The sequence below is a fragment of the Cognatundibacterium luofuense genome (assembly GCF_018139685.1).
In the GTDB taxonomy this organism is placed as follows: Bacteria; Pseudomonadota; Gammaproteobacteria; order Burkholderiales; family Burkholderiaceae_D; genus Undibacterium; species Undibacterium luofuense.
The window spans coordinates 1-388 of record NZ_JAGSPN010000239.1; the positions used below are offsets into that span (position 1 = coordinate 1).

The 388-nt window shown below is 52.6% G+C and carries 1 pseudogene; it reads left to right on the forward strand.

Features of this window, described 5'->3' with window-relative positions:
- Positions 1–388, forward strand: a pseudogene (locus KDM89_RS20215) (argininosuccinate synthase); the annotation flags it as partial.

Below are 388 nucleotides of genomic sequence, written 5' to 3' on the forward strand. Positions count from 1 at the left end.
GGATCTGGTCGAAAACCGTTATGTCGGTATGAAATCCCGTGGTTGCTATGAAACGCCAGGCGGCACCATCATGCTGCGTGCACACCGTGCGATCGAATCGATCACACTGGACCGTGAAGTCGCACATCTGAAAGATGATCTGATGCCACGTTACGCCAGCCTGATTTATAACGGCTACTGGTGGGCTCCGGAACGCGTCGCACTGCAAACGCTGATCGACCATACCCAACAAACCGTCAATGGCTGGGTACGTGTCAAACTGTACAAAGGCAATGTGATTACCGTGGCACGCGATTCGAAAACAGACTCGCTGTTTGACATGAATATCGCGACGTTTGATGAAGACGGCGGCGCCTACAATCAGGCTGATGCTGGCGGCTTTATCAAG